This window comes from Bacteroidota bacterium (assembly GCA_035506275.1).
Classification (GTDB): domain Bacteria; phylum Bacteroidota; class Ignavibacteria; order UBA10030; family UBA8401; genus JAGVPT01.
This window is the reverse complement of record DATJPT010000014.1, coordinates 124,344-149,100: the sequence shown is the minus strand read 5'-3', so window position 1 is coordinate 149,100 and position 24,757 is coordinate 124,344. Positions and strand designations below refer to the sequence as shown.

At 49.0% G+C, this 24,757-nt stretch carries 26 protein-coding genes and 4 tRNA genes; 9 read left to right on the top strand and 21 right to left on the bottom strand.

Annotated features, from left to right (window positions below; translation table 11 throughout):
- Positions 1–2: 2 nt before the first annotated feature.
- The 5 genes from VMF88_11205 to VMF88_11185 all read right to left on the bottom strand — a co-directional run bounded on the left by VMF88_11205 (position 3) and on the right by VMF88_11185 (position 2,846).
- A complete protein-coding gene (locus tag VMF88_11205; protein HTY11624.1) occupies positions 3–713 on the bottom strand; it encodes an SDR family oxidoreductase in 711 nt (236 codons plus the stop codon).
- 19 nt (positions 714–732) lie between these two features.
- Complete coding sequence (gene folE, locus VMF88_11200) at positions 733–1,314, bottom strand: GTP cyclohydrolase I FolE (protein HTY11623.1); 582 nt, start codon at positions 1,312–1,314, stop codon at positions 733–735.
- Positions 1,314–1,724: a 6-carboxytetrahydropterin synthase gene (locus VMF88_11195; GenBank protein ID HTY11622.1), complete on the bottom strand. Its 411-nt coding sequence runs from the start codon at positions 1,722–1,724 to the stop codon at positions 1,314–1,316. The genes folE and VMF88_11195 overlap by 1 nt, the downstream gene beginning before the upstream one ends.
- A 183-nt stretch (positions 1,725–1,907) precedes the next feature.
- On the bottom strand, positions 1,908–2,369 hold the full coding sequence (gene bcp / locus VMF88_11190; protein HTY11621.1) for a thioredoxin-dependent thiol peroxidase: 462 nt from the start codon (positions 2,367–2,369) through the stop codon (positions 1,908–1,910).
- A 9-nt stretch (positions 2,370–2,378) separates the two neighbouring features.
- The gene (locus VMF88_11185) at positions 2,379–2,846 is read right to left on the bottom strand and encodes a peroxiredoxin (GenBank protein ID HTY11620.1); all 468 of its coding nucleotides are present in this window, start codon (positions 2,844–2,846) and stop codon (positions 2,379–2,381) included.
- A 252-nt stretch (positions 2,847–3,098) separates the two neighbouring features.
- Here VMF88_11185 and VMF88_11180 point away from each other — a divergent pair, with 252 nt between their 5' ends.
- From VMF88_11180 to VMF88_11155, 6 genes are all read left to right on the top strand, one after another.
- Positions 3,099–4,016: an IS1595 family transposase gene (locus VMF88_11180; GenBank protein ID HTY11619.1), complete on the top strand. Its 918-nt coding sequence runs from the start codon at positions 3,099–3,101 to the stop codon at positions 4,014–4,016.
- Between the two features lie 18 nt (positions 4,017–4,034).
- A complete protein-coding gene (locus VMF88_11175) occupies positions 4,035–4,580 on the top strand; it encodes a hypothetical protein (GenBank protein ID HTY11618.1) in 546 nt (181 codons plus the stop codon).
- Positions 4,581–4,811: 231 nt separating this feature from the next.
- Positions 4,812–4,900, top strand: a tRNA-Ser gene (locus VMF88_11170).
- Between the two features lie 45 nt (positions 4,901–4,945).
- The gene (locus VMF88_11165; protein HTY11617.1) at positions 4,946–5,776 is read left to right on the top strand and encodes a hypothetical protein; all 831 of its coding nucleotides are present in this window, start codon (positions 4,946–4,948) and stop codon (positions 5,774–5,776) included.
- 30 nt (positions 5,777–5,806) lie between these two features.
- Positions 5,807–5,893 (top strand) — tRNA-Ser (locus tag VMF88_11160).
- A 127-nt stretch (positions 5,894–6,020) separates the two neighbouring features.
- Positions 6,021–8,375 (top strand): DNA polymerase domain-containing protein, encoded by a 2,355-nt coding sequence (locus VMF88_11155; protein HTY11616.1) that lies wholly within the window; start codon positions 6,021–6,023, stop codon positions 8,373–8,375.
- Here VMF88_11155 and VMF88_11150 read toward each other — a convergent pair whose 3' ends face one another.
- From VMF88_11150 to queC, 13 genes are all read right to left on the bottom strand, one after another.
- Positions 8,376–8,780 carry a cobalamin B12-binding domain-containing protein gene (locus VMF88_11150; protein ID HTY11615.1) on the bottom strand — a complete coding sequence of 135 codons (405 nt, stop codon included), beginning with the start codon at positions 8,778–8,780 and terminating at the stop codon, positions 8,376–8,378. It lies immediately after the preceding gene.
- A 15-nt stretch (positions 8,781–8,795) separates the two neighbouring features.
- Positions 8,796–9,386 carry a Maf family protein gene (locus tag VMF88_11145; GenBank protein HTY11614.1) on the bottom strand — a complete coding sequence of 197 codons (591 nt, stop codon included), beginning with the start codon at positions 9,384–9,386 and terminating at the stop codon, positions 8,796–8,798.
- Positions 9,387–9,452: 66 nt separating this feature from the next.
- A complete protein-coding gene (locus VMF88_11140) occupies positions 9,453–9,716 on the bottom strand; it encodes a hypothetical protein (GenBank protein HTY11613.1) in 264 nt (87 codons plus the stop codon).
- Positions 9,717–9,922: 206 nt separating this feature from the next.
- A tRNA-Leu gene (locus VMF88_11135) sits at positions 9,923–10,005 on the bottom strand.
- Between the two features lie 123 nt (positions 10,006–10,128).
- Positions 10,129–10,578 (bottom strand): universal stress protein, encoded by a 450-nt coding sequence (locus VMF88_11130; protein HTY11612.1) that lies wholly within the window; start codon positions 10,576–10,578, stop codon positions 10,129–10,131.
- A gap of 276 nt (positions 10,579–10,854) precedes the next feature.
- Entirely contained in the window at positions 10,855–11,493 is a 639-nt protein-coding gene (locus VMF88_11125) for a glycoside hydrolase family 3 C-terminal domain-containing protein (GenBank protein ID HTY11611.1), read from the bottom strand.
- 498 nt (positions 11,494–11,991) lie between these two features.
- A complete protein-coding gene (locus VMF88_11120) occupies positions 11,992–12,207 on the bottom strand; it encodes a hypothetical protein (protein HTY11610.1) in 216 nt (71 codons plus the stop codon).
- A 29-nt stretch (positions 12,208–12,236) separates the two neighbouring features.
- On the bottom strand, positions 12,237–13,955 hold the full coding sequence (locus VMF88_11115) for an acyl-CoA dehydrogenase family protein (protein HTY11609.1): 1,719 nt from the start codon (positions 13,953–13,955) through the stop codon (positions 12,237–12,239).
- Between the two features lie 3 nt (positions 13,956–13,958).
- Positions 13,959–14,978, bottom strand: coding sequence for an electron transfer flavoprotein subunit alpha/FixB family protein (locus VMF88_11110; GenBank protein HTY11608.1), 1,020 nt, complete (start codon positions 14,976–14,978; stop codon positions 13,959–13,961).
- Positions 14,979–14,982: 4 nt separating this feature from the next.
- Positions 14,983–15,870, bottom strand: coding sequence for an electron transfer flavoprotein subunit beta/FixA family protein (locus VMF88_11105; GenBank protein ID HTY11607.1), 888 nt, complete (start codon positions 15,868–15,870; stop codon positions 14,983–14,985).
- Positions 15,871–16,202: 332 nt separating this feature from the next.
- The gene (gene queD / locus VMF88_11100) at positions 16,203–16,565 is read right to left on the bottom strand and encodes a 6-carboxytetrahydropterin synthase QueD (GenBank protein ID HTY11606.1); all 363 of its coding nucleotides are present in this window, start codon (positions 16,563–16,565) and stop codon (positions 16,203–16,205) included.
- Between the two features lie 11 nt (positions 16,566–16,576).
- The gene (gene queE / locus VMF88_11095) at positions 16,577–17,218 is read right to left on the bottom strand and encodes a 7-carboxy-7-deazaguanine synthase (GenBank protein HTY11605.1); all 642 of its coding nucleotides are present in this window, start codon (positions 17,216–17,218) and stop codon (positions 16,577–16,579) included.
- A 9-nt stretch (positions 17,219–17,227) separates the two neighbouring features.
- On the bottom strand, positions 17,228–17,932 hold the full coding sequence (gene queC, locus VMF88_11090) for a 7-cyano-7-deazaguanine synthase QueC (GenBank protein ID HTY11604.1): 705 nt from the start codon (positions 17,930–17,932) through the stop codon (positions 17,228–17,230).
- Positions 17,933–18,050: 118 nt separating this feature from the next.
- Between queC and queF the strand changes: the two genes are divergently transcribed.
- Positions 18,051–18,437, top strand: a complete 387-nt coding sequence (gene queF / locus VMF88_11085; GenBank protein HTY11603.1) for a preQ(1) synthase — start codon at positions 18,051–18,053, stop codon at positions 18,435–18,437.
- A gap of 131 nt (positions 18,438–18,568) precedes the next feature.
- Here queF and VMF88_11080 read toward each other — a convergent pair.
- A tRNA-Lys gene (locus VMF88_11080) sits at positions 18,569–18,640 on the bottom strand.
- Between the two features lie 225 nt (positions 18,641–18,865).
- Between VMF88_11080 and VMF88_11075 the strand changes: the two genes are divergently transcribed.
- Both VMF88_11075 and VMF88_11070 read left to right on the top strand, forming a co-directional pair.
- Positions 18,866–19,513: a DUF47 family protein gene (locus VMF88_11075; protein HTY11602.1), complete on the top strand. Its 648-nt coding sequence runs from the start codon at positions 18,866–18,868 to the stop codon at positions 19,511–19,513.
- A 21-nt stretch (positions 19,514–19,534) separates the two neighbouring features.
- Complete coding sequence (locus VMF88_11070) at positions 19,535–20,524, top strand: inorganic phosphate transporter (protein HTY11601.1); 990 nt, start codon at positions 19,535–19,537, stop codon at positions 20,522–20,524.
- A gap of 46 nt (positions 20,525–20,570) precedes the next feature.
- On the opposite strand, the gene VMF88_11065 is transcribed toward VMF88_11070, so the two are convergent.
- Positions 20,571–20,876: a hypothetical protein gene (locus tag VMF88_11065; protein HTY11600.1), complete on the bottom strand. Its 306-nt coding sequence runs from the start codon at positions 20,874–20,876 to the stop codon at positions 20,571–20,573.
- A gap of 249 nt (positions 20,877–21,125) precedes the next feature.
- Positions 21,126–24,707, bottom strand: coding sequence for an alpha-amylase family glycosyl hydrolase (locus VMF88_11060; GenBank protein HTY11599.1), 3,582 nt, complete (start codon positions 24,705–24,707; stop codon positions 21,126–21,128).
- Positions 24,708–24,757: the final 50 nt, after the last annotated feature.

Below are 24,757 nucleotides of genomic sequence, written 5' to 3'. Positions count from 1 at the left end.
GATTATAGGTCTCCGGCAATTGGACGAAGAACAATCTCTTCGGTCAGAAGCCTTTTCGGGCTGCGTACTGCGGCTACGACAATTTCGGCGACGTCCTCCGGCTGCATCATCTTCGCATGATATTTCTTCCGCTCCTTGCGGTCCCACATGTTTGTTTCCACCGCGCCCGGCAAAATGTCGATAACGCGAACTCCGCTCCTACGGACCTCAGCCCGCAGGCCGCGCGACAATGCCAGCGCTCCCGCCTTCGAAGCCGAATAGGCCGACGAGTTTCGAAACGTCGTAATGGCGCTTACCGAAAGGATGTTGACAATAACGCCATTCTTCCTTTTCATCATCGCGCGAAGCACCGATTTTTCGGTCAGGAATACCCCCCTGAGATTTGTTGCCAGGACGTGATCGAAATCGCGTACGGTCGTTTTTTCGAACGGCTTAAAATACGTGACGCCGGCGTTATTGATCAGCACATCGACCTTCCCAAATTTCTTCGAAATCGTTTTTCTGGTAATATTAACGCTTCTTTCCAGCTGAACATCGCATCGCAGCCAAGAGGCCTCTCCGCCGAGGTCTTGAATCTCCCGCGATTTCTTTTGTAACGCAGGAACATCCCTTCCCGTCAAAATAACATGCGCTCCCTCGGCAGCAAAAGCCGAAGCAATCGCAGCTCCGATACCGCGGCTTGCGCCGGTGATCCAAACGATCGACTTACTCATTGCTGGCATGGAATTTTAACTAAACAGGTTGGCTGCCGATTAAGGTAAGGAATTCTGACCGGGTTTTGATGTTATCGCGAAATTCTCCGAGCATTGCGCTCGTGGTCGCCCGGGATGTTTGCTTTTCGATCCCGCGCATCATCATGCAAAGATGGCGGGCCTCGCATACCACGCCGACCCCTTCAGGCCGCAGAGCATCAAAAATTGTCTGCGCAATCTCTTGTGTCATTCGTTCCTGCACCTGAAGCCGGCGGCTGAACATTTCGACGAGGCGAGGAATTTTGCTCAACCCGACAATTTTGCCTTTTGGAATATAGGCCACATGAACCCTTCCGTAAAAAGGAAGGAGATGATGCTCGCAGAGACTGAAAAAATCGATGTCCTTCACGATCACCATCTCGCTGTATTTTTCTTTGAAGACTGCGCCATTAAGAATTTTCTCGGCATCTTCCGAATATCCCTTGGTCAAAAATCTCATCGATTCGGCCACCCTCGTAGGCGTTTTCAGCAGACCTTCGCGGGACGGATCCTCGCCGAGGCCGATCAACATTTGCCGGACCACTTCTTCCAATGGCAGCTTTTCCTCCTGAGATTCAGGCATTACTTCTCTCCTTTGTATTCCACAAAATTATTCTGGGTCTCGAACAGCTTCACGGAATAAAGCCGGCCATGCTTAATATGGGGGGCGATCTGACTCCAGCATGCTGCAGCGATATTCTCGGCTGTCGGGACGATTCCTGTGAGAAAATCGACGTCGAAGTTGAGATGCTTGTGGTCTACCTTACTCACAAATTGGACCTCAATGATCTTCTTCAATTCCTTCAGATCGATGACATATCCTGTCTGAGGATCCGGTTCGCCGGCTACCGTGATCTCAAGTTCGTAATTGTGGCCATGGCCGTTCGCATTGGCGCACTTGTCGTATACCGCAATATTTCTTTCTTCGGTGAATGATGGGTTGAACAGCCGGTGCGAAGCGCTGAAATGCGCCCGTCGCGTTACATAGATCATTTCTTTTCCGTCACAGACTTTTCATAAATGAACCCTGGAAGCCCGACGCCGATCAGGACCCGCGTCGGAATACTGCTTTGTGACGATCGCTCCAGCGCCCAAAAAAGGAAAACGCGGATCCCGGTGAATTCAACGGGGGGCGCACAGTTTCCCGCGCAAACTCCGTTGGGATAGTAAAAGAGACTACGAAAGTGCGTTCAGGACTTCTTCCGTGTGTCCATCGACCTTCACCTTGGAAAAGATGTGCGAGATCTTTCCTTTTTCATCGATGATGAAGGTCGTTCGGACAATACCCATATACTTTCGTCCCATGAAACTCTTCATCTGCCACACGCCGTATTCTTCGAGGACAGACTTGCTTTCGTCGCTCAGTAACGGAAAATTCAGATCATATTTCGATATGAATTTTTTGTGAGAGTCGATTCCATCCGCGCTGACACCGATCACCACCGCCCCCTTGCGTTTGATCGAGGAGAGGTTATCCCGGAACGAGCACGATTCTTTTGTACAACCCGACGTATCGTCTTTCGGATAGAAATAGAGAACGACCTTTTTTCCGCGAAACTCTTTTAGAGAGTGTTTTTTGCCGTCATCCCCTTCGAGCGAGAAATCGGGAGCGGCCGATCCCACCTTTAATTCAGCCATAGCGTATCCTTATGCCACCGCCTTTTTCACTTCATCATACGGCGGTTCAACGCCGGGCGTATCCGATACCCAGGCATACTTGACGGTCCCCTTCTCGTCGAGGACATAGACCGCGCGCTTTGCGACATTGTAGCCTTTAACTCCGCCGAGCCCCTCGAAGACAATGCCGTATTGTTTGATCACCGCCCGGTCAAAATCAGACAGGAGCGGAAAATTCAGTTTGTAATGTTCGGCAAAAGCCTTGTTCGCCCACGGGCTGTCGACGCTGACCCCGATCACCTGTGCGTTGAGCGTATTGTATGCGGAGAGTGAATCGCGAAAATTGCACATCTCTTTGTCGCACACTCCCGTGAACGCTCCCGGATAAAAAAGGAGAACGATTTTCTTTCCCGCAAATTCCGAAAGCGGAGAACGGGGGGTTTTCGTCGTATCGACAAGAGTGAATTGCGGAGCTTTAGCGCCGACTGTTACCGACATTGCAGTATCCTTTCAGATTTTTTTGGTGTATTGTTATTACCATGATGATGACTCTGTTCGTAGGTATGTAACCCTAATTTTCAGGAAGAGTTCCAGTTGGAGTGATTTTTAAGGCATTGTCGGGCTTCGGACAATTAAAAGTACCAAAAAACCCGCCGAGAGTCAATGAGCCTGTGATTGCGGGCATTATATACTTGACAATACCATGAAAAAGTTGTATATTGATAGTGGATGAAGAAAGGATATTCCACTATGAAAGAGTTCAAAAACCTTACCGATCTTACCAAACAATTCGCTACCGAAACTGAGTGCATTCAGTTTCTCGCCAATGTCCGCTGGGGTGATAAACCTGTTTGCCCGCACTGTGGAAAGTCCCGCAAGATTTACGTTGTCGCTGGCGGGAAGCTCTTCAAATGTGCCGATTGCCGGAAACAGTTTTCCGTCCGCGTCGGTACCATCTTTGAAGATTCCGCGTTGCCTCTTACCAAATGGTTCATGGCAATCTATCTTTTGATGGCGCATCGTAAAGGAATTAGCTCTATGCAACTCCATAGGGATATTGGAGTCACCCAAAAAACCGCTTGGTTTATGCTCCATAGAATCAGGTTCGCCGTTAGAACAAAGTCTTTTGAAAAGAAGCTCAAGGGCACGGTAGAGGCGGATGAGACTTTTGTTGGCGGAGAAGAAAAGAACAAGCATCTCGACAAAAGAACAAAAAATTCTTATGGCGGAAAGAATAAAACTCCCGTTTTTGGTATCGCTCAACGCAATGGTATCGTTGCCGCTCAAACCATCGACCGGGTAAATAAGAAAACGATTGACGCTATTATGAAGTCTCAGATTGACCCCGATGCCACAATTATGACGGATGACTGGAAGGGGTACAAAGACCTTGATGTTGAGTTTCTGCATCATTATAGCGTTAACCATAGCAAGAAAGAATATGTTCGCGGACGCGTCCATACAAACCGTATCGAATCTTTTTGGGCTATCTTGAAACGCGGTATTTTTGGAATCTATCATCAGGTTTCTAAAAAGCATCTTGACAAATATGTTGACGAGTTTGAATTCCGATTTAATTCTAAAGATATTGACGACAATAAACGGTTTGCCTTGATGCTGGAAAACTGTTCAGTAAGATTAACCTATAAAAATCTTCTGAAAATATGACCTTATGGGGAACAACTAATGCCCAAAAGAAAAAAATCAAGTAAATTATCCCCGCAGATATTAAAGCCGCGAGAAAAGGAAAAACAAACCAGTCTAATATCTTTCGTAAGAAAATATGCCTGGATACTCGGATTGGCATTAGGTCTCTTGGGAACATATTTTGGCTACCTTTCATGGAAACCAAATCTAATTATCGGAATCGGTGGTGAACAGCTTGACAAAATGAGTCCATTTTCAATATCCGTTGAAGTATCAAACACAGGACTATCATCCGCTTACAATGTTCGATCATACTCTCAACTGTCATACGTAAAAGTCGGTACCGTCAATTTCTATGACTGCGGAATGGTAAACCTGAAAACCATCCCAGAGTTGCGTAGTGGAAGCACCTTAAACTTTGAGCAAAAGAACTCAGTGTTTTCGGCTTATCAAATCGATTCTGCTGATATTGTAATTAATGTCGCTTATGAGCAAGGCATTTTTCCGGGCACCTTTGAAAAATCTTTTCGATTCAAAGCTCAGCGAGACATCAAAAATAATCTACGATGGTTAAGAGTCCCATAATGACAAAACCCAAACCAAAACCAAAGCCCACCAAGGACGAAGAACTCCTGCCCGTCAGCCTGAAAGATTTCACGGACGCGGTTAAGCGAGTGATCGCCCTACCTAAGAAGTAAAGCCCCTCAAAAAATAGTTTTGCGAGTTTCCTAAGAATTCGCATGGTTGGTATTGTCATGTATGTAAGTCCCGTGATTGCTTTTCAGGCAAAATTGAATATATTTGTATCAACTTTTCGGAGAGGTGTCTGAGTGGTTGAAAGAGCCGGTCTCGAAAACCGGTGTCCCGCTTACGTGGGACCGTGGGTTCGAATCCCACCCTCTCCGCACATTACGTACACCTCTTACTTTCAAATTCGGATGTACACTCCAATGCGTCGAATACTCGTCACCGTATCGATGGGGATCGTTTTCTCGTGCTCATTGTTTGGACGGAACGTTACGAGAGATTCGATCGTCGTGGGAGCGGTATCTTTCGACACATTGGCCCACGCGAAAATAGCGGTCGATAGTAATTCAAAAATCGAGGTCAACACACTTACTGCCCGACAGGACACAGAGGCGGTTCGTTTAACAACTGCGGCCGACAGCTCGGCTGCACGGAAAGACACTGCTATAGAAGAAACACAAGCGAAAAAGGTTACGCCTCCTGAACCGACAGGCCTTTCTGCTGCTCCTACATCTGCAGACCCGAATGGATACAAAGAAGCTCATTGGGGGACATCTCTCGAAAATGTGCGCAAGTATCTTCTCAGTCATGAAGGGGTTGATGAACATGATCTACAGGATATCACTAACGGTTTTGAATACCGGGGCTCTCTCGCCGGAGTAGATGCCTCGTTTGCTTACCAATTTGATGATAACCGTCTTTTTATCGTTCGTCTGACTCCGAAAGTAAAGGCGGTCTCAAAATTCGACTACCTCGATTCATTTGACAGCTACAGAACAATTTTGGAAACCAAATATGGAAAGCCGGCCCGCAGCGGATTCTCCAAGGTTGACGAATCATATTTGAGCACGGTGGAGAGCATCCAGCTTGGGTTCGCCAAAAAGTATGTTCTGTGGGTTTTCGATCGTTCGTATATCGTGCTGGCGCTTGTCGGCCGGGATAAACAATTAAGCATTCACATCACGTACGTCTCGCGCGCAATATTCGACGAGATGACCAGCAGAATAGAGACTCTCAAGCTTGAAGATTTTTAGCGTCTTCTAGACATTCCGCAAGTGCATCAAGGAGAGGTGCAAGAGTGGTTGAATTGGCCACCCTGGAAAGGTGGTATACCGGTAACGGTATCGTGGGTTCGAATCCCACCCTCTCCGCAGATAGATCCCGGCCGTCAGGCCCAATTGCATGAACACCATCGATAGGGACCTCTCCGAACCTGATTTTTGACGTTCCTGCTGCATCGAAATTGATTTTCTCTCCCCCCTTTTCTACTTTTCCAGTATGAATTCGCTCCTCTTCGGACACAATGATGAGCAGCATATCGTCGCAGTTCAGACACTCGACGATTCAACGGTTCGTGTCTATAAACGGGACGGAAACGCCGTAACGTACAACGACGAAGAGCTCTTCCCGTTTTTTCACCTCTCCGAAAGCCGATTTATTTCCGGTTTCGGAAAAACCATCTGGCTAAAAAAACTCGAGGGGAACAATTTCTACCAATATGTGTGCGCTTTCGAGCGGGTACATGATATGTGGGACGGGGTGAGGCATATCCTCGAAAAAATCAATCAATCACAGGAAAAGAGAATTGATTCTTACACCGATACCGAGCACATCTTACTCCGTTCGGATACGAATACCCAGTTCCTCATGCAGTCGGGGAAAACGCTTTTCAAAGGAATGGAATTCACCGACCTCTATCGGATGCAGCTGGATATCGAAACATATTCAAAGTCGTACAAATTCAGCAATGCCGAACGCCCCGAGGACAGGATCATTTTGATCTCTCTGTCGGACAATCGCGGGTGGGAGACGGTCCTCGGCGGAAAACAGATCGAAGAAAAAGAGCTCCTGGCACAATGCATCGACATCATCCAAAAAAAGGACCCCGATGTTATCGAAGGGCACAACATCTTTAATTTCGATATTCCCTATTTGTTGAAACGATGCGAATTGCACCGGATGGATTTTTCCATTGGAAGGGATGGTTCTTCCCCGCGGGGGGTCCGCTCGCGCACTGCCTTCGCAGAAAATGAGGTCGAATACATCAGCTATGACATCCCCGGAAGGCATGTGATCGATACATGGCTTCTTGTCCAATCCTACGACATGGTCAAGCGAACGATGGAGAGCTATTCCCTAAAGTACGCGGCAAAATTTTTCGGCATCGCTTCCTCTGACAGAACATATATTCCTGGAGAAAAAATATCCTGGTATTGGGATAACGAACCCGAACCGTTGAAACAATATGCGCTGGACGACGTTCGGGAAACTCGCGCACTCAGCGACCGCCTTTCCATGAGCACATTTTACCTCACGCAGATGCTCCCGTTCAATTACACGACCGTTGCCCGCCTCGGATCGGCATCGAAGATCGAAGCTCTGCTCTTACGCGAATATTTACGCCGCAGGCACTCATTGCCAAAGCCAGAAACAGGGACGCAGACAACCGGCGGTTATTCGGATGTGTTCTATTCCGGAGTGCTTGGTCCAGTCATTCACGCCGACGTCGAATCGCTGTACCCTTCGATCATGATTTCGAAGAACATTGCGCCGCACACCGATGAACTGAACGTGTTCCACTCCATCCTCGAACATTTGACCACATTACGCCTCGCAACCAAGAAGAAAATGCGCGACACGGCAGATGCGACAGATCGATCGCGTCTGGACGCTATGCAATCGTCCTTCAAGATTCTCGTGAATTCTTTTTACGGATATCTTGGCTATGGCCGTGCGCTCTTTAACGATTATGCCCAGGCAGATGTTGTGACGACGACGGGGCAGGAACTGCTGAGAACAATGATCCATGAGATCGATCTTCATAACGGAAAAGTGATCGAAGTTGACACCGACGGATTATATTTTATCCCTCCGGACAACGTTGCAGGGGAAAAAGCCGAAAGATCCTTCGTCGAGCGGCTTTCACAATCCCTCCCCGAGGGGATCAACCTCGGATTTGACGGACGGTACAGGAAAATGCTCAGTTACAAGAAGAAGAATTATGCCCTTTCCGACTACGACGGCAGAATCTCGATCAAGGGCTCATCTCTCATTTCCCGAAGCATGGAACGCTTCGGCCGTGTCTACGTTCAACGCTGCATTGAATTCATCCTGGACAATCGTATTCAGGAACTGCATGAATTGTACTTGGAGATGACCCACTCGCTTCGCGAACACCGGCTTGACATCAAGGAATTTGCGCGGACGGAAACCCTGAAAGACTCTCTGGACGAATATCGACGCGACGTCGAATCGGGCAAAAGGAATAAATCGGCGAGCTACGAACTTGCATCCGGTTCTTCGCGGTCATACAGAACGGGAGATAAGATCGTATTTTACTTTACGGGGTCGACGGCGAACATCAGGGGATTTGAGAACGCAAAAGAAGCAAGCGAGTGGGATGCAAATTTTCCGGATGAAAATGTCGAATACTATATCAAGCGGTTGGAGGAGTTTTCAAGAAAATTCGAGCAGTTCTTCTCCGAGAGGGATTTCAATTCGATCTTTTCGTCGGAGGACCTTTTCGGCTTTGATCCAAAACGAATCGCGATCGTGACTAAAAAAGTATCCCCGGAAATACAGCGCGAGACCGAGTGGATCAATCCCGAACCATCCATCAGCCTTGATGCGTAATTAGGCACCCTCACCATGGAAGTAATTTCTTAAATACTTCACGATCTCGACCATGGATGCCCCCGGAGTAAACAACTCGCCAACGCCCATACTTTTCAGTTTTTCAATATCGTGCTGCGGGATGATCCCTCCTCCAAAGAGGAGTACGTCCCCCATCCCCTTGTCTTTCATCAGCCCTTGAACCTTTGGAAATATTGTCATGTGGGCGCCGCTCAAGGAGCTGATGCCGATAGCGTCCACATCTTCCTGCAGCGCTGCTTCGACGATCACTTCAGGCGTTTTGCGTACACCGGTATAAATCACTTCCATGCCGGCATCGCGAAGCGCAGCCGCAATAACCTTCGCACCGCGGTCATGGCCGTCCAAGCCGGCTTTCGCGATCAACACACGGATCTTCTTTCCCATAGTTGCCTCGCAAGGTTACCGTAAGCGTTCAAGGAAAAGGTTCCACGAAGAATAAAACTTCGAGAGAGGAAAACCGACGACGGTATAAAAGCAGCCGTTGATCCGCTCGACGAACACCGCGCCGTAATCGTCCTGGATCCCGTACGCGCCGGCTTTATCCATCGGAGAGCCTGATTCGACATAATTTTCAATTTCGCCGCGATTCAGGGGACGGAATGTCACCTCGGTCCTTTCAAAATCGACTAACGACATCCGCGATTCGACATCCAGTAAAGCAAATCCCGTGAAAACAGTGTGCGTTCTTCCGCTCAGCTTCGACAGCATACCCATGGCATCCTCCTTCGACGACGGTTTGCCGAGAATTGCTCCGTCGAGGACAACGATCGTATCCGCGCCGATCACGATGCCTTCTCTGAGTCCCCCTGCAACATGCTCGGCCTTTTTCAACGAAAGCGACCTCACTACTTCTTCTGGCGCTGCACCGGCGGAAAAATCCTCATCGACGCCGCTTTCTTGAACAGTGAATGAAAAGCCTATTTGCCGCAGCAAATGAATTCGGCGCGGCGAACGCGACGCTAAAATAATGGGCTTAGGCGTTTGGTTCATGCACTCAAAAAAAAAAGCGATACATAACAAATGTGATGTATCGCTTTCAGCCAAAGAGAATTTTATCTAACGGAACATCGCTTTCAAACTCCCCCACGTCCTCTTCACACTCGAGACGTTGTGCGCAACAGTCATGACTTTCGAATAGGTGACGCCGTCTTGAGCAACCATTTTTATTCTATACTGATACACCGAAGCGGTGGTCTTAAAAGCACTCTGGTCGACAAAGTAATAATTGGAGTTGCTCCCTTTGGGCGCCACCGTGGGGTCGAGATCGACCCAGTCCGTTTGACCGCTTGCTTGACGCTCAACAACAAACTGCTGCATCATGGATTCGTCTGTCGTTGCCCATTGAATTGTGACGTCATTTCCATCACTTCGCGCTTCGAGAGATCCATCTCGAATTGTGGCACCTGCAAAAGCCAGGCTTGAAACCACAAACATTAAAAGGCCAACGCGATAGATGTTGTTCAAAAGTTCACTTCCTTCAATTGCCCAAAAGTAGCGAGCCTTTTGTTCAATGTCAACTGGAATTGTGCGGAAGGCGGGACTTGAACCCGCACGCCTTGTGGGCGCCACCCCCTCAAGATGGTGTGTCTGCCAGTTCCACCACTTCCGCTAAAAACAATCGTGACAATCAGATATCGTAAATATACAAAACTCAAGAAACGAAGGCAAGATTATTATTGCGGGATTTTAGGCCTTGACCGGTGTCACGGAAACATGCCGATAAAATCGAGCATCAAGCTGTATGCTCGCTGAGGTCTTTCTCCAGGGCAAGGCGCTTTGATGAATCATCTGAAAAAATCTCAGCTCCATCTTTTGCCGGCTTGATCGTCAGAACCGGTACCGGCGAAAACCGTACTATTTTTTCGGCGACGCTCCCCATCACCATGTGGGTCAACCCTGTCCTGCCATGAGTTGCGATGACGATAAGATCGATATCTTCAGCTCGCGCGTAATCGACAATTTCTCTGTATGGTTGACCATACCGTACACTTTCCACAATCTTCTTTTGATACGGCAGGATCTTTTTGACAAAGTCTCTAATCTCAAGTTCCGGTGCTGCACCGTTGTGATGTTCTTCCTTTGCGACATGCAGGATGTGGAGGTTGGCATTGTACATGACTGCGAACGTTGATGCATATTCGAAGGCCGAAGCCGAACATTCCGAAAAATCGGTGGGAAGCAGGATATTTTTTATGACGTAAATGGCATCCTCCGCTATAGATGAGAATTACGGCGGTAACTTACAACTCCTATGCCAAACGATTCCCAGAAGCTGTCACGAAGAATATCTAACGATTCAGAAAAATTGATTATGCCTTCAGGTTTTGTATTGACTCCATTGTTTCACGGTGTTCCTAGATTTGGAAAAAGGGGGGCCTAAATTTCCACGCTTGGGAAAGGTAACCATGAAAGGGCATCCCGAAAAATGCTGAACGGTAATCCAGAAACAGCGCGAACATCAGTCAACCACAAACGGCTTCCCAACAATTTTGATTTTTTGACCAAGGCCATCGGTTGAAAGAGAAGCTGTTCCAGGCTGCATCCCTCCAACGCCTATTTCAAATTCGCCAGGGTCGACTTCACGTTTAGCTCCCGAATTGATCACTGCAAATTGCTGCGGAGAGATGGTAAATGAAACCGATCGTCTTTCGCCCGCATTGAGATGGACGCGTTTGAAACCTTGCAACGAATGAATCGGAACGCGCGCAGAGGAAGTTAGATTTTTAATGTACAGTTCCACAACTTCTTCTCCTGGAAGTGAACCAGTGTTTTGAACTTCGACGGAAATTCTGGCTGAATCCTGCGTTTGAATCTGCGGCGGGACAATCAAATGACTGTAAGTGAATTTTGTATAGCTCAATCCGTAACCAAATGGAAACAGCGCCTCCCCTTGAAAGTACCGGTACGTCCTTCCTTTCATACTGTATTCATTAAACGGAGGCAATTGATCGACAGACTTGTAAAAGGTGACGGGAATCCTCCCTGCTGGGTTGTAGTCTCCGAAGAGAACATCGGCCAGGGCATTCCCTCCTTCTTCACCGGGATACCAGAGATGCACAATGGCGGAAAGGCTTTCATTTTCCCAATTGACTGCCAACGCGCTGCCGCGCCGTTAACCATCTGAGAGAGCTTCTCTTCCAGCGTCATTCTCGACACAAGGTCGTCGACCCTTTTTTCAACCGGCTGAGTGTAATCCAGATAGGGAGGCGTTGGAGCATCCTTTTGGGCAAAGAGTAGAACTGGCAAAAGAGGGGCGAATAAAAACGACCTTTTGATCAATCGTTTTCCGGAAAAGTTACCCATCATAATTCCTCCGAAAGCTGATAACTACGCCAAGCGGTTCGGTAAAATAATGAATTTCCCTGCTCAATCGCCAATGCCTTTTGCACGCATCACATGATGGCGTTTAGGACGATCCGAAGGGAATGAAAAAGGAAAGGTTTAAGGGGATGGAAGCAATAAGAGGCCGTAAGGTAATTGACCGAACTGATATTCCAAAACAAATGCCGGCCGTCAAAGATCCTTCATTTTTGCCGCTCACACATGACAAATCGCGGGGGGAAATGACAAGATTAAAGAACCACCATGCTGAACATCAATACGAAATCCGGGCGACTTCAATGAGCTCTGCTTTGGGATCGTATTTTTTAAGGAAGTCGACGAACGCTCCATTGTGATACTCCTGATGGGCGGTCTCATACTTCTTCAGCATTTTCCGGATCTTCTCTTCTTGATACATCGACTTGAAGTAATTGAACTTCTCTTCGTCGTCGTAGATTCTGTAGTAGTAGTATTGTTTTTTCTTTGTCATTGCATTCTCCGAACGAGAGTAATTTTTTATTAAAGAATTTTGCCTGCGTGCAGTAGATCGCCAAAGAGTTCGTCCTTGATTCCTTCCGCGTTCTTCCGAGCGTTGGCAAGCGAGGTGACGATATACCTGTTTGCGATGAACACTTTCCTTGGCTCTAACTCGGCTTCACGAAGAACGATATAACCGACGTAGAGACATGCGTACATTTCCACAAGCTCCTTGGCGGCAATTTCCTGGAAGATAACGTCCTTCTTCTCCAGCACATATTGTAAGCTGGACAAGAACAATTGCCGGATTTCTTTAAGGTGGCCGGCAAGCTTTGCCAGCCCCCCTCCGAACTCCTGCTTTTCAAATTTCTCAAACACCTCGCCAAAAATATCGTTCAATACCCCTCCCGAAGCGGCGACAATTTGCAGCTGCGACGTTCCCTCATAGATGTTTGTGATGCGGGCGTCGCGGGCAAGCTGCTCCACGTGGAATTCACGCATATATCCTGTGCCGCCGTGAATCTGAAGAGCATCGTAGGTGATTTTGTTTGCTCCTTCTGCGAGCGTATATTTTGTTACCGGCGTCAACAAGTTGGCGGCTTTTGTGACCTGCTTCAGCCGCTCCATCTCTTCCCTGACCGGCTGTCCTGCCGCTTTCTTTTTCTCCACAAGCTCTTCGAGCTTTTCCTTTTCATCGACGCAAAGAGCCGTGGAATAAAATAACGATCGGTTGCTTTCCAGCATTACTTTCATGTCGATCAGCATGTTGGAAACGACCGGAATTTCCGCGATAGGTTTGCCAAATTGACGGCGTTCTCGGGCGTATTTCAGCGCTTCCTCATACGCCGCTTGCGAGATCCCAAGCGCCTGAGCCGAAACTCCCATGCGCGCTCTGAACATCAGATCCAGCACGTACTTGATGAGACCGAACCTTCGGCTTCCGACAAGCTGTGCCGGCGTATCATTGAATTGAAGCTCGCATGTGGGCGAACCGTGAATGCCCAGCTTGTTCTCGATCCGGCGGATGACGACGGTCGGCCCGCCGTAGCAAACGAACAGACTGAGGCCGCGACCGTCTTTCGTCCCTGCTTCCGATCGGGCCAACACAAGAAGAACCTGGGCATTGCCGTTCGTGATAAAGCGTTTTACACCGCGAAGGAACCATTCCCCCTTCTCGTTCTGGTATGCATGCAGCTTGACCGCTTGAAGATCGGAACCGGCGTCGGGTTCCGTCAACGCCATCGCACCGGTAAATTCTCCGGTGCTGATCCTCGGAAGAAATTCCCTCCTCTGGTCTTCGCTGCCGAATTTTCGGATCGTATCGCCTATATCCTGCAGACCGAAAATGTTCATGAGCGACGCATCAGCGCGAGCCAGAACCTCCACTGACATCATGTACATGGTGAATGGGAAGTTTAATCCCCCGTATTCGCGGGGAAAGATCATTCCCATAAGGTCCGCCTGCGAGAGTTCTTCGATGTTCTCCCTGGTGCCCTCCGCGTATGCCACGTGCCCATCCGCCAGCGTGGCCCCATCCCGATCCACTCCGGCCGCACGCGGAGCGATGTGATTTCCGCTGAGATCGCCAATCACCTCCAGGACCTTTCGGTAGTTCTCCATCGCGTCGTCGTAGTTGACAGGCGCATAGTTGAACTTCCCCGACTGGGCATAGTCGTCTTCAGCAAGCTTCACGATTTCTCTCAGGTCGTGATTGTTGAAATGGAACTGGATATCCGGGTTGTCAAGAAAAAAATTTGGCATCGCTCACTTCAGTTTGCTTTTATAGGCGTCAATGAACCGGGGGATAACTTCCCGCGCGTCCCCAACGATTGAATAATGAGCCACCTCGAAAATGGGAGCGTCCGGGTCCGTATTGACGGCAATAATTTTTTTCGCTTCCTGCATTCCCGCACGGTGCTGGATCGCACCGGAGATCCCGATGGCAAAATAAAGCTTCGGACGGACGGTAACTCCGGTCTGCCCGACCTGCCGCTCATGCGGAATGAATCCCGCGTCGACCGCGGCACGGCTTCCTGCAACTTCCCCTCCGATGGTATGGGCAAGCTCGTGAATAAGCTTAAAGCTTTCTTTTGTCCCCATCCCGTAACCGCCGGCAACGATAATGGCCGCACTTTTGAGATTCACCTTCCGATCCTCGCGATGCTGTTCAACCAATGTCACAAGAGCATCAACTTCATCAGGAACGAACGGTATCTCGACGATCTTTGTCGGATGGGGAACAGACAACGGATGCATTTCCATCACTCCCTCGCGGACAGTGGCCATTTGGGTCCGTGTGTCGGGAGTAATGATCGTGGCAATAATATTGCCGCCGAAGGCTGGTCGGATCTGAAGAAGCAGATCCTTAAATTCTTTCCCCAAGTAATTTACGTTGGAAACCTGAAGGTCGGTGCAGTCAGCCGTCAGGCCGCTCTTCGTGTGGGAGGCAACTCTCGGTGCAATATCTCTGCCGACAACAGACGCGCCGAAAAGAACGACCCTCGGCCTATGCTGATCGACGAGCAGGTTGAGCACGCGACTGTACGGCAACGTCGAATAGTTCTTCAGGCCCGGATGATCGACAAGGTACGCCTCGTCAGCGCCGAAACGGAAACTTTCCACTGCCACCGGTTTTACTTCGCTCCCGACGACAATTGCAATCAGCCTGCCTTTCATAACATCGGCCAGCTTCCGCCCTTTGCTCAATAGTTCAAGGCTCACATCGGACGGTTTTCCGCCGTGCTGCTCTACAAACACCCACACATTGTTATCAAGCTGATCCATTCCGTTATCCAAGAATACGATCTTCGAGAAGTTTATCTATTAAAATATTCATGCCAGCCTTTGAGTTCTCAATTCGTACAGCATCATTGCCGCTTAGCACAACCGATTCCACCGAAAAGACTTTGGTCGGCGATCCTTTAACTCCGCAGCGGGACGCATCGATGTTCAGATCGTCTGCGGTCAGGGTGGGAATAAAGAGCGACCGGCTTTTGTACTCAAACACGAGCTTGTCAATGTACAGAAGCGAATTTCCTTCCGCCATTTTTTCCAGTTCCAGCAGCGACTTTGCTCCTTTGAACGCCATTACCCTTTTTGCGCTGTAAGGGCGCGGTTCCCCCGCATCCTTCAGGACGGTCATCATCACCGGAAGCTTGCAATCAAGAATTTCGTACCCTCCGTCGATCTTTCTACGGACCCGAACACGATGGTCTTTGATCTCGAGAATACGCTCTGCGTAGGTCACCTGCGGCAGGTTGAGCTTCTCGGCTGTCTGTGGACCGACTTGCGCGGTGTCGCCGTCAATCGCCTGACGGCCGGCAAAGACAAAATCGAAAGTTCCGATTTTTTTGATCGCTTCACTGAGCACATAGGATGTTGCGAGCGTGTCCGCGCCGGCGAATTTTCGGTCAGTGATGAGATATGCCTCGTCCGCTCCCATATATAAACATTCTCTCAGCACGTCGGAAGCGCGTGGGGGCCCCATTGTCAAGGCCGTCACTTTGCCGCCGCATTGATCCTTAATTTGAAGGGCAAACTCGAGCGCGACCTTATCCTCGAAATTGAAAATTGCCGGAAGTTTTGCACGGTTGACCGTGCCATCCTCTTTCATCACCTGTCCGGAAATATTTGAAGTATCCGGAACTTGTTTCACGAGGACGATCGAATTATGCATAGGAAAACCGAATCGACTCTTTGCTTTTTATGTGATAGGAAAATTCGAACAAGCCAGTAAGAAAATTTGGCGAAAAGAAAACCCGGTCACCAATAACTCTGCTGAAATCCATACAAGAATTGCGCCGAAAGTTTGCCTATTGGATAAGCAAAAAATATCTGATATTCCTCGGAATTTTGTCAATTTAGGGAATTCCGGAAAACGGAGTCCCAAAACTGACAATGGAAAAGGGATTTTTCTAGGGGGCGAAATTGCGGGAACGCGATTCAGTTACCGGAGGACGAGAAACCTCGTTGTGTGGAATGAAGCAAGAGCTTTTTGTTCCTTACTTTTTATTCATCCTCCCCACGGTAGACGCATCCGGAGGTAGGGGTTTCTTTCACGACAATTTTGGAGAGGGGCGGAAGTAAAGGACGAAGGCGACTCCAAATCCATCGGGCAAGTATTTCACACGTTGGATTCTCCAGACCGGAGATGTCGTTGAGACAATGATGGTCGAGTTGATTGATGACCGGTTCCGCGATTTCTTTTAGATCGCCGAAATCCAGTACCCATCCAACTCTTTCATCTATTTTCCCCGCTACAAAGAGTTGGACGATATAGGAGTGCCCGTGCATGCGCCGACACTTGTGCCCTTCCGGAACATGGGGAAGAAAATGAGCAGCTTCAAACGTAATTTCTTTGAAAATGGTCATTGAATGCCATCCTAAGGTATTCCCAGCAATTTATGGGTCTGCAAGCTAACTCTCCACTGCGGATGCTCCAGACAGTAATTCTGGACCAATTTGGTATTCTCGTCTCTCCGCGGTCCGTCCATCGGCTGGAGATAAAAATGATCGAATTGAAGTTTCTCGTACAATTCGGGATCCGCTCCCGATTGCGGATAAACGAGTTTGAGTTCATTTCCGGATCTCAGCACCAGTTCTGCATCGGCTTTTGGGCTGACGCAGATCCAATCCACGCCGAACGGGGGCATTTTGGTCCCGTTCGTTTCGATAGCAACTTCGAACCCGAATCGATGGAATTCTTCCACAAGCTTATCATCAAGCTGGAGAAGGGGCTCGCCTCCCGTGCACACAAGAAACGGCCGGGACTTGGCCGTCTTTTTCGCCGGCCAATTTGATCTTGCAGTCCGCGCTAGCTCTTCGGCGCTGGGAAAATGACCGCCTCCGAGTCCGTCAACTCCGAAAAACTCTGTGTCGCAAAATTTGCAGACGGCATCGTCTCGATCCTCTTCTCTTCCGCTCCACAGGTTGCATCCTGAAAATCTGCAAAAGACGGCTGCCCGGCCGGTATTGGCCCCTTCCCCCTGCAACGTGTAATAAATTTCCTTCACCGCATATCCCATTGCTGCCGCTCACATCCTGGCAATATATGAAATCGGGTCTTCCAGACCATTTGCAGAAAACCCTTTGAGCCGAAGCAGGCAGGCATCGCATGTTCCGCACGCATCGCCGGCCGGCGAAGGGTCATAGCATGTGCTTGTTAGTGAGTAGTCAACACCCAGCTCGATCCCCTTCTTTATTATCTGCGCTTTCGAAAGTGCAATAAGAGGAGTGTGGATGACAAGTTCCCGGCGGTTCTCAACCCCCGCTTTTGTGGCGAGGTTCGCCATTGCCTGATATGCTTCGATATATTCAGGGCGACAGTCCGGATAGCCGCTGTAATCGAGAGCGTTCACACCAATGAAAATATCGTTGGCCCCTTCCACCTCAGCCCATGCCAGTGCGAATGAAAGAAAGATTGTGTTGCGTGCCGGGACGTAGGTAACGGGTATTTCATGAGACATTTCTGCGAGGCTCCGGTTCTTCGGCACTGTTAATGTGCTCGTCAATGCAGAACCGCCGAATTCCCGCAGGTCGAACTTCGTCACGACGTGCTTTCGGACCTTCTGCGCCGCAGCAATTTTTTGAGCCGCTCTGAGCTCCACTTTATGCCGTTGGCCGTAATCGAACGAGAGTGCAAGGAGATCGAACCCATCGTTTTTTGCGATCGCCAGCGTCGTTGCTGAATCGAGGCCTCCGCTCAATAAAACAACAGCTTTTTTTGATTTCTCACTCATTACGGCGGATTGCTTGCGATTTTACCATAACTTCAATATAATGAGTGTACTGAAAAAAACAGAAAGTTCAAACCAGCATTGTTTGACATTGCTCACGGCAGAGTATTCGGAGAAACCATTGTTAACGGCCGACGGAAAAACATTTGAATTTCTCGACGAATCGCACATTCGTCCCGAGCTTATCGAAACGTTTCCTTTTGATTCACCCGATCAATACATCAAGACCGAGACAGAAGAGTTCTCTGCTGTATGCCCGTTCAGCGGACTTCCGGACATTGCCAAAGTCATCGTGGAATATTATCCCACGGGCGGAAAATGTGTTGAACTGCGCTCGCTGAAGTACTATTTTGTTTCATTCCGGATGGTTGGCATTTTTCAGGAAGGGGCGACAAAGAGAATTTACATCGACCTCAAAAAAGCGCTCGACACGGCCAAGCTTAAAGTGACGACGATTTACAATACGCGAGGGGGATTCGACACAACGTGCGTTGAAGGTGTATTGTAAGAGGAGTATCAACCCAGGTCTAGACAAGCCGCGGCAAAGACCTATCCTTCCAACGCGATCAGCCCATCAAAAATAAAAAACGGATTTAAGGGCATTTTTTTCTCTCCTTAAAATCCGTTTTTCTCTATACGTGAGCGTGGGTGGGCTCGAACCACCGACCCTCTGCTTAAAAGGCAGATGCTCTACCCCTGAGCTACACGCTCGACCTCGTCTCTTATCGCTAAACTGAACAAATATATCGATTTCCCGATCGATAAGCAAGAGACGATCCTGTCCTACTGAATCGAAAGGACGTCAAACGAATCCTCCGTGCAGAACATTGTCGTGGTATTTATTTCCATTGAATATCATATTGTATTCTAAGTACTTAATTTGTACCTTTATCGCGAAAAAATCATTCTCTGCAATCATTCTCCGGAACGCCTCCGATGAAATTCGACCAACTCATTCAGAAGCTCTTGCCCAAGGACGACAAATTTTTTACACTGCTGGAAGAATCCGCCCAGAATCTTGTGAAGGCGGCTGACGTCTTGAAGAAGCTTGCTTACACCAGGAATAAATCCGACGTCGAGGTGCTGATCAACCAGATGCATGACTACGAGCATGATGGGGATACTGTTACGCATAAAATTTTTTCGGAACTGAACTCAACCTTCGTTACACCGCTCGACCGCGAGGATATTCACACCCTTGCTTCGTCCCTCGACGACATTCTGGACCATATGGACGGAAGCACGGGACGGTTTCTCCTCTACAAATTAAAGAGCTGGCCGCCGAAAATGTCTCAACTGGCCGACATCTTGACGCTGTCGATCGGCGAGATCCATCGCGGCGTACGACTGCTTAGGAATATTCAACAATTCGATGAACTCCAGAAAGTATTCCTGAAAGTCAATGAGTACGAAAACGCTGCGGATGCAGTCTTCGAGCTTGCCGTTGCAGAACTCTTCGAAAAAGAAAAAAATCCCATCCAGATCATCAAGCTTAAAGAGATCTACGTCGGGTTAGAAACTGCCACCGATAAATGCGAAGATGTCGCGAACGTGCTCGAAGGCATCGTGATCAAGCACGCCTAACTATCTACTCAATTCGATCTCATGCTCCCCCTCATCATCTGCATCATCCTTGTCGCCCTGGGCTTCGATTTTTTAAACGGCTTCCACGATTCCGCCAATTCGATCGCCACTATTGTCTCCACCAGAGTGCTGACACCGCGCAAAGCTGTCGTGTGGGCAGCCTTTTTCAACTTGGTTGCCGCCTTCCTCTTTGACGTCCGCGTCGCAAAAACCATCGGCGCCGGCCTCGTGAAGCTTGAAACAGTCAACGAATATGTCATCCTCTGCGGACTCTTGGGGGCGATCGTCTGGAACCTCATTACGTGGTATTCCGGCCTTCCCTCGAGCTCTTCTCATGCGCTTATGGGAGGGTACGCCGGCGCAGCCATCGCCAAAGCCGGATTCGGCTCAATTTTATACAGCGGCTGGACCATGACGCTGGTTTTTATTGTTCTGGCTCCGTTGATCGGAATGCTTATCGCTTTCATACTTATGTTCGTTCTGATGTGGGTATTCAATAAAAAATCATCATCACGAATCAATAAGCTCTTTCGAAGGCTTCAGCTCTTGTCGGCGGCACTCTATAGTTTGGGCCATGGCACTAATGATGCTCAAAAGACCATGGGCATCATCACCGGTTTGCTCGTTTCAGCAGGATATCTGGCGACGTTTCATGTTCCCTTTTGGGTGATTATCTGTTCCCACATCGCGATTGCCACGGGAACGCTATTTGGCGGATGGAGAATTGTGAAGACGATGGGTCAAAAAGTGACCAAGCTGAAACCGGCTGACGGCTTTTGCGCCGAAACGGCGGGGGGAATCACTCTGTTAGCGACCGCTTTCGGCGGCATCAGCGTCAGCACTACGCACACGATCACGGGCGCTATCATGGGAGTGGGAGCGACGAAAAGACTGTCTGCTGTACGATGGGGGGTTGCTGGGAGAATTGTTATCGCGTGGGTCCTTACAATACCGCTTTCTGCTGCAGTGTCCGCCGTTACCTACTGGGTCCTTTCCCCCCTGTTCCGGTAAGGTTCATTGCCGAAGAACCGCCAACACTCAAAAACTAAACTCTTCGTTAGCTTTGCGGCGCTGTCTCCGTCGGCTGTTCTGAGGCCATCGGCGACGGAACCTCCCCCTTTTTCTTCCTGTAGATAATGCCCACTGGAATGATTACGCAATAGCCAATAACAAGAAGAATCGGCGCAACGGTCAAAGCCATAACGCCGTCCCATGGATCCATCCCAAGAGCTACATAGCCGAGAATGACAGTCACTACCCCGAAAGCAAGGATTTTATAATTGATTGGATCAAGGGGAAGTATCTCGATCTTTTTAGCCTTCCGCTTAGACTGTTTCTCTTTTTCCTTAATTGCTTTTGGCATGTCGCAGCCTCTTTTATAAGATCTCATGAATAAAAAAGCCCGGCGTTGGGGGGGAACGCCAGGCTCGACCCTTTCTAGGTGCGACGCTCAGGGGAGGAAGCGTCACACAGGTCTGATACAAATATAACGATAAATTTCGAAAAGTCAATGCTAAAAGGAATAAAAAAATATCGTTTGCGTACTCGCTAATTTTCATGAGAGCGGGTTTCCTTCATGCAGAGTTGTGTTCGATATTGTTCGATACGTTTCCTATTCTTCCAGCGACAAATTCTTCCTAAGCCGATCAATGTCATACTGAGATCGGTCGGAGATCTGTTTTACCTCGTTGACAAAAGTAATCTTCCGCGAACACATCTCCGCGTTGACGTGCCGAAGGTGTTGTTCTCCGTGCCAATCGTTGACAACAGAAACCACGAACAACCAACCGAGCATTTCTTCGAAGCATTCCTTATTGTAAAACCATGTATCATGATAGAGATTGACTTTGACGTACTCTCGAACGTCGTAGTCGTCAAAAAGCTTTTCCATCCTCATAAAACGATTGTGTTCATCGGCATCAGTAAGCAGATGTTGATGCCTTACGAGGATCTCCAGGAGGCACACGTCACGCTTGGCCTGCTCGTGATTTCTGCCGAGATTCGAAAACGTTTTTAGCAATACCTTTTCAAGGTTGATCTGCGTGAAAAGGTCGACGGCGGTAACGGTCGGCGTAGCATTCCTTTCCGGCCGGGTCAATGCGGTTCCCACAAGCCATGAAAGGAGCAGCCCGGAGCGAGCCGGCTGCCGCAGCGTTTTGTAAACCTCAGTATTTTTAAATTCCTTTTGCCAGCCTTCGAGGCGCCCTTGAGCTCTTGGTTTTACTGCCGGTTGCAGGTTCTGCCAAAGGGAGGAGAGATTCTCGATGTTCCGCTGAAGATATTCCTTCCCTTTTTTCACGTCATAGTGAGCACCAGTATATTTTTCCGTTTCACGGACAAAAGCAGAAAAGTACCCGAAGATCTCATCAACGGATCCGCGTTTAATTTTCCCTTTGATCGTTGGCAGGCAGTAGGATCTCAATGAGGCGACATTGTCTTCGGAAAGGAGCGCTTTCACCGCATCATGGACCGGCGCCTGGCGCATTTCAACGAGAGATTGGTGAATGCTGTCCACACCAGCGCCGTGAAGCGTGCGCGCTATCGCGCTGTATTCGCCCGCTTCATCATACACCTCCCTGAAATCAAGGAAAGCATGGTATTCAAAAGCCCTCAATTCTGCATACATTCCCTTCTCATGAAGCTCTCTTCCCGAGCGGATATATTCGAGCCCGGACTTGTAATCCTTAAAAATATAGAAATGTTTGTCGTCAGAGTTCAATGCCAGCGCCTGTCCGAGAGACCGGATTTCGCTTCTTTTTTCTCCGCCCGCCGAGGACGACAACTTCATCGATCCGAATTTGATCCACCCTTTGCACTCCCGGTATTTATTATGATAGAAGATCAGCGCTCGTTCGCCGCCGGACATGTTTGAATAAGCAAAAACATTAGGATCGACATGTCCATGCGAATCGTGAAAATCATAGTGTTCAAAATTGGTTACATCGCTGAATAAGTGTCTACGTTTCATGATCGGAAAGAGTTCATGCTCATGCCGTAGAACCAGCCGGTTATCGGGAACTTCGTCGTAGTACGCTCGCTTATACTCCATTCCGTACTTCTCGGTGAACCCCTCAATCTGGCCGTGCCCGAACATCGGAAGCCCCGGGAGCGTCACCATCATCAATGCCACCCCAAAGTACTTATCATCCTTGCCGAATTGAGCAATGGCGGTTTGCTCGTCCGGATTGCTCATAAAATTGACATACCGTTTGAGAATTTCCGGATTATAGGCCAGGGTGTTTTTTATGAGCTGATGGTACTTCTCATTTTCCTCCTTCATGAGCATGTGCATAAATGCGCTGTTGTAGACGCGATGCATTCCGAGCGTCCGTACAAAATATCCCTCCATCAGCCAAAATGCCTCTGCGAGCAGCAGTGTGCTCGGCATGTACTCATTGATCCTGTCGACAACGTCCCTCCAGAACTCGCTCGGGAACAGCCTGTCGAATTCTTCCTTGCTCATTGCGCGGTCAGCGCGTGAAGGGATGTCGCCCCCTGTGCCCGGCTGCGGATACCAGAGACGCTGAAAATGTTTTTTCGTCAGGGTCATGGCGGCGTCGAACCGGATGATTGAAAACTTTTGGGCGACGTGAAAGATCGTCTGGATCACCGCTTCCCTCACGTCGGACCGGAGCAAATCCAACTGAGCCGTATCATTCCACGGCATATTCGTGCCGTCATTACCGTGATACACATATGTGATCTTGCCTGTTCCGTTGTCGATCCGTTGGAAGACAACGGCGGCATCTGTCCTCGACCAGTATCCGTCTTCGACGCGGATCTGAACACCCGGGTTTTCAGAAAGGTCGCCCCCCGTGAACCGGTAATTTGGAAAAGGACAAACGTCGGATTGAATGAAATATTCAGGATGCTCGATCACCCACTTCGAATAAATGCCCATGTGGTTCGGCACCATATCCCCGGCGAGACGAATGCCCCGCTGCCATGCACGGCGACTTAAATTCTGGAAAGCTTCCTCGCCGCCAAGGTCCCATGCAATCTCGTAATCGTACAGTGAATACGCTGACGGCACGGCTTCAGGATTTCCCGTCCACTGTTTGATCTTTCTGGAAGCGTTGCTCCGCTCCCATAGCCCGATCAGCCACAGCCCGGTGAAATTCCACCGCGCCAGCTGATCCAGTTCTTCATCCGGAATCTCATTCAGCCGTGAAATAGAGCGACGATATTTTTTCGAAAGCTGGTCCAGCCATACGTAAGTATTTTTTGCAAGAAGAACGACTTTGGGCATCCAATCCAGGTCAGCGGTGAACCGCTCGGCTTCGAGCGAACCGTACGCATGATGCCCCGGTGAACCGGAGGCATCGTAGGCAGGTACAAACGCAACTCCGCCGCCGCCGAACACTATTTTATTCTCCTCCTGAAGAAGGTCAAGCCCGCCTAAGATTCTGTCCAGAAATTTAGCAGAAAGAAGCATTCCCCACTGTGTCTTGATGTACCCGAGTTGAGCTTCGAGGCTGTCGGGATGAGCGAGCATCGGCGCACGGAGGAGGTCGAAAATGAACTGATGTTCAGGACCGAACGTTTTTTCCGTTTTGAAGAACTGTTCCAGCGCAGTGATCAGCGCAGGATATTTTGTTTTCGCACAAAGAGCTTTATCGGAAAACAATTCATTGAACTTTGCAGCCGCTGGGTTGAAATTCGTCAGATAGAGCAGGATCAATTCTTCAAGAGCGATCTGTCTATTTGCTCTTCCAGCGGTCGTTCCATTTACGTATTCCGCGACCCTGGATTTCTTTTTATAGACATCGAGTGGCGGGAATAAACCAACGAAGGAATCGATCGTCGATTGAACCTCATCTTTGCCGAGATGAGAGACCAGATGGTCTTGAGCGCGGCCGAATACTCCGGGATTGACGGTTTCTTCATAGACTCGGAGGATGTAATGGAAGATCTCATCGATCAACCCCAGGGCGTTCAACTGCCCCGCTTTCACTCCTTGCTCTGGGAATCGGACAAGGTCTCGAGCATCGTTCATCTTCTTTGCGAACACTCTTGCAGCGTGAAAATTCGGAAAGATCACGTTGCCGTTGACCGAAAAGAGCGATTCATCAAACTGGTATTTTTCCCGTACATCCCCGAGGATATGGAATTCACACTGAGGACTATTGCTTCGGGAAACGCGGCACAGAGGCGGAAAAGAGGTGCATCGAATGAGAATTGGAACTACGTTCATGGGAGCGGTACTGAATATTGGCCGGTTGATTGCAACGCTGCGCGTTGAGG

Coding starts and splice junctions, on each gene's coding strand:
- VMF88_11165 (HTY11617.1), top strand. CDS start 4,946: ATGCGTCGAATACTCGTCACCGTATCGATGGGGATCGTTTTCTCGTGC.
- VMF88_11105 (HTY11607.1), bottom strand. CDS start 15,870: ATGCATAATTCGATCGTCCTCGTGAAACAAGTTCCGGATACTTCAAAT.
- VMF88_11110 (HTY11608.1), bottom strand. CDS start 14,978: ATGGATCAGCTTGATAACAATGTGTGGGTGTTTGTAGAGCAGCACGGC.
- queE (HTY11605.1), bottom strand. CDS start 17,218: ATGGGATATGCGGTGAAGGAAATTTATTACACGTTGCAGGGGGAAGGG.
- VMF88_11060 (HTY11599.1), bottom strand. CDS start 24,707: ATGAACGTAGTTCCAATTCTCATTCGATGCACCTCTTTTCCGCCTCTG.
- VMF88_11180 (HTY11619.1), top strand. CDS start 3,099: ATGAAAGAGTTCAAAAACCTTACCGATCTTACCAAACAATTCGCTACC.
- VMF88_11155 (HTY11616.1), top strand. CDS start 6,021: ATGAATTCGCTCCTCTTCGGACACAATGATGAGCAGCATATCGTCGCA.
- VMF88_11120 (HTY11610.1), bottom strand. CDS start 12,207: ATGACAAAGAAAAAACAATACTACTACTACAGAATCTACGACGACGAA.
- VMF88_11150 (HTY11615.1), bottom strand. CDS start 8,780: ATGGGAAAGAAGATCCGTGTGTTGATCGCGAAAGCCGGCTTGGACGGC.
- VMF88_11140 (HTY11613.1), bottom strand. CDS start 9,716: ATGATGCAGCAGTTTGTTGTTGAGCGTCAAGCAAGCGGTCAAACGGAC.
- VMF88_11075 (HTY11602.1), top strand. CDS start 18,866: ATGAAATTCGACCAACTCATTCAGAAGCTCTTGCCCAAGGACGACAAA.
- VMF88_11195 (HTY11622.1), bottom strand. CDS start 1,724: ATGATCTATGTAACGCGACGGGCGCATTTCAGCGCTTCGCACCGGCTG.
- VMF88_11065 (HTY11600.1), bottom strand. CDS start 20,876: ATGCCAAAAGCAATTAAGGAAAAAGAGAAACAGTCTAAGCGGAAGGCT.
- bcp (HTY11621.1), bottom strand. CDS start 2,369: ATGGCTGAATTAAAGGTGGGATCGGCCGCTCCCGATTTCTCGCTCGAA.
- folE (HTY11623.1), bottom strand. CDS start 1,314: ATGCCTGAATCTCAGGAGGAAAAGCTGCCATTGGAAGAAGTGGTCCGG.
- queD (HTY11606.1), bottom strand. CDS start 16,565: ATGACCATTTTCAAAGAAATTACGTTTGAAGCTGCTCATTTTCTTCCC.
- VMF88_11175 (HTY11618.1), top strand. CDS start 4,035: ATGCCCAAAAGAAAAAAATCAAGTAAATTATCCCCGCAGATATTAAAG.
- VMF88_11145 (HTY11614.1), bottom strand. CDS start 9,386: ATGAACCAAACGCCTAAGCCCATTATTTTAGCGTCGCGTTCGCCGCGC.
- VMF88_11070 (HTY11601.1), top strand. CDS start 19,535: ATGCTCCCCCTCATCATCTGCATCATCCTTGTCGCCCTGGGCTTCGAT.
- VMF88_11205 (HTY11624.1), bottom strand. CDS start 713: ATGAGTAAGTCGATCGTTTGGATCACCGGCGCAAGCCGCGGTATCGGA.
- VMF88_11115 (HTY11609.1), bottom strand. CDS start 13,955: ATGCCAAATTTTTTTCTTGACAACCCGGATATCCAGTTCCATTTCAAC.
- queC (HTY11604.1), bottom strand. CDS start 17,932: ATGAGTGAGAAATCAAAAAAAGCTGTTGTTTTATTGAGCGGAGGCCTC.
- VMF88_11185 (HTY11620.1), bottom strand. CDS start 2,846: ATGTCGGTAACAGTCGGCGCTAAAGCTCCGCAATTCACTCTTGTCGAT.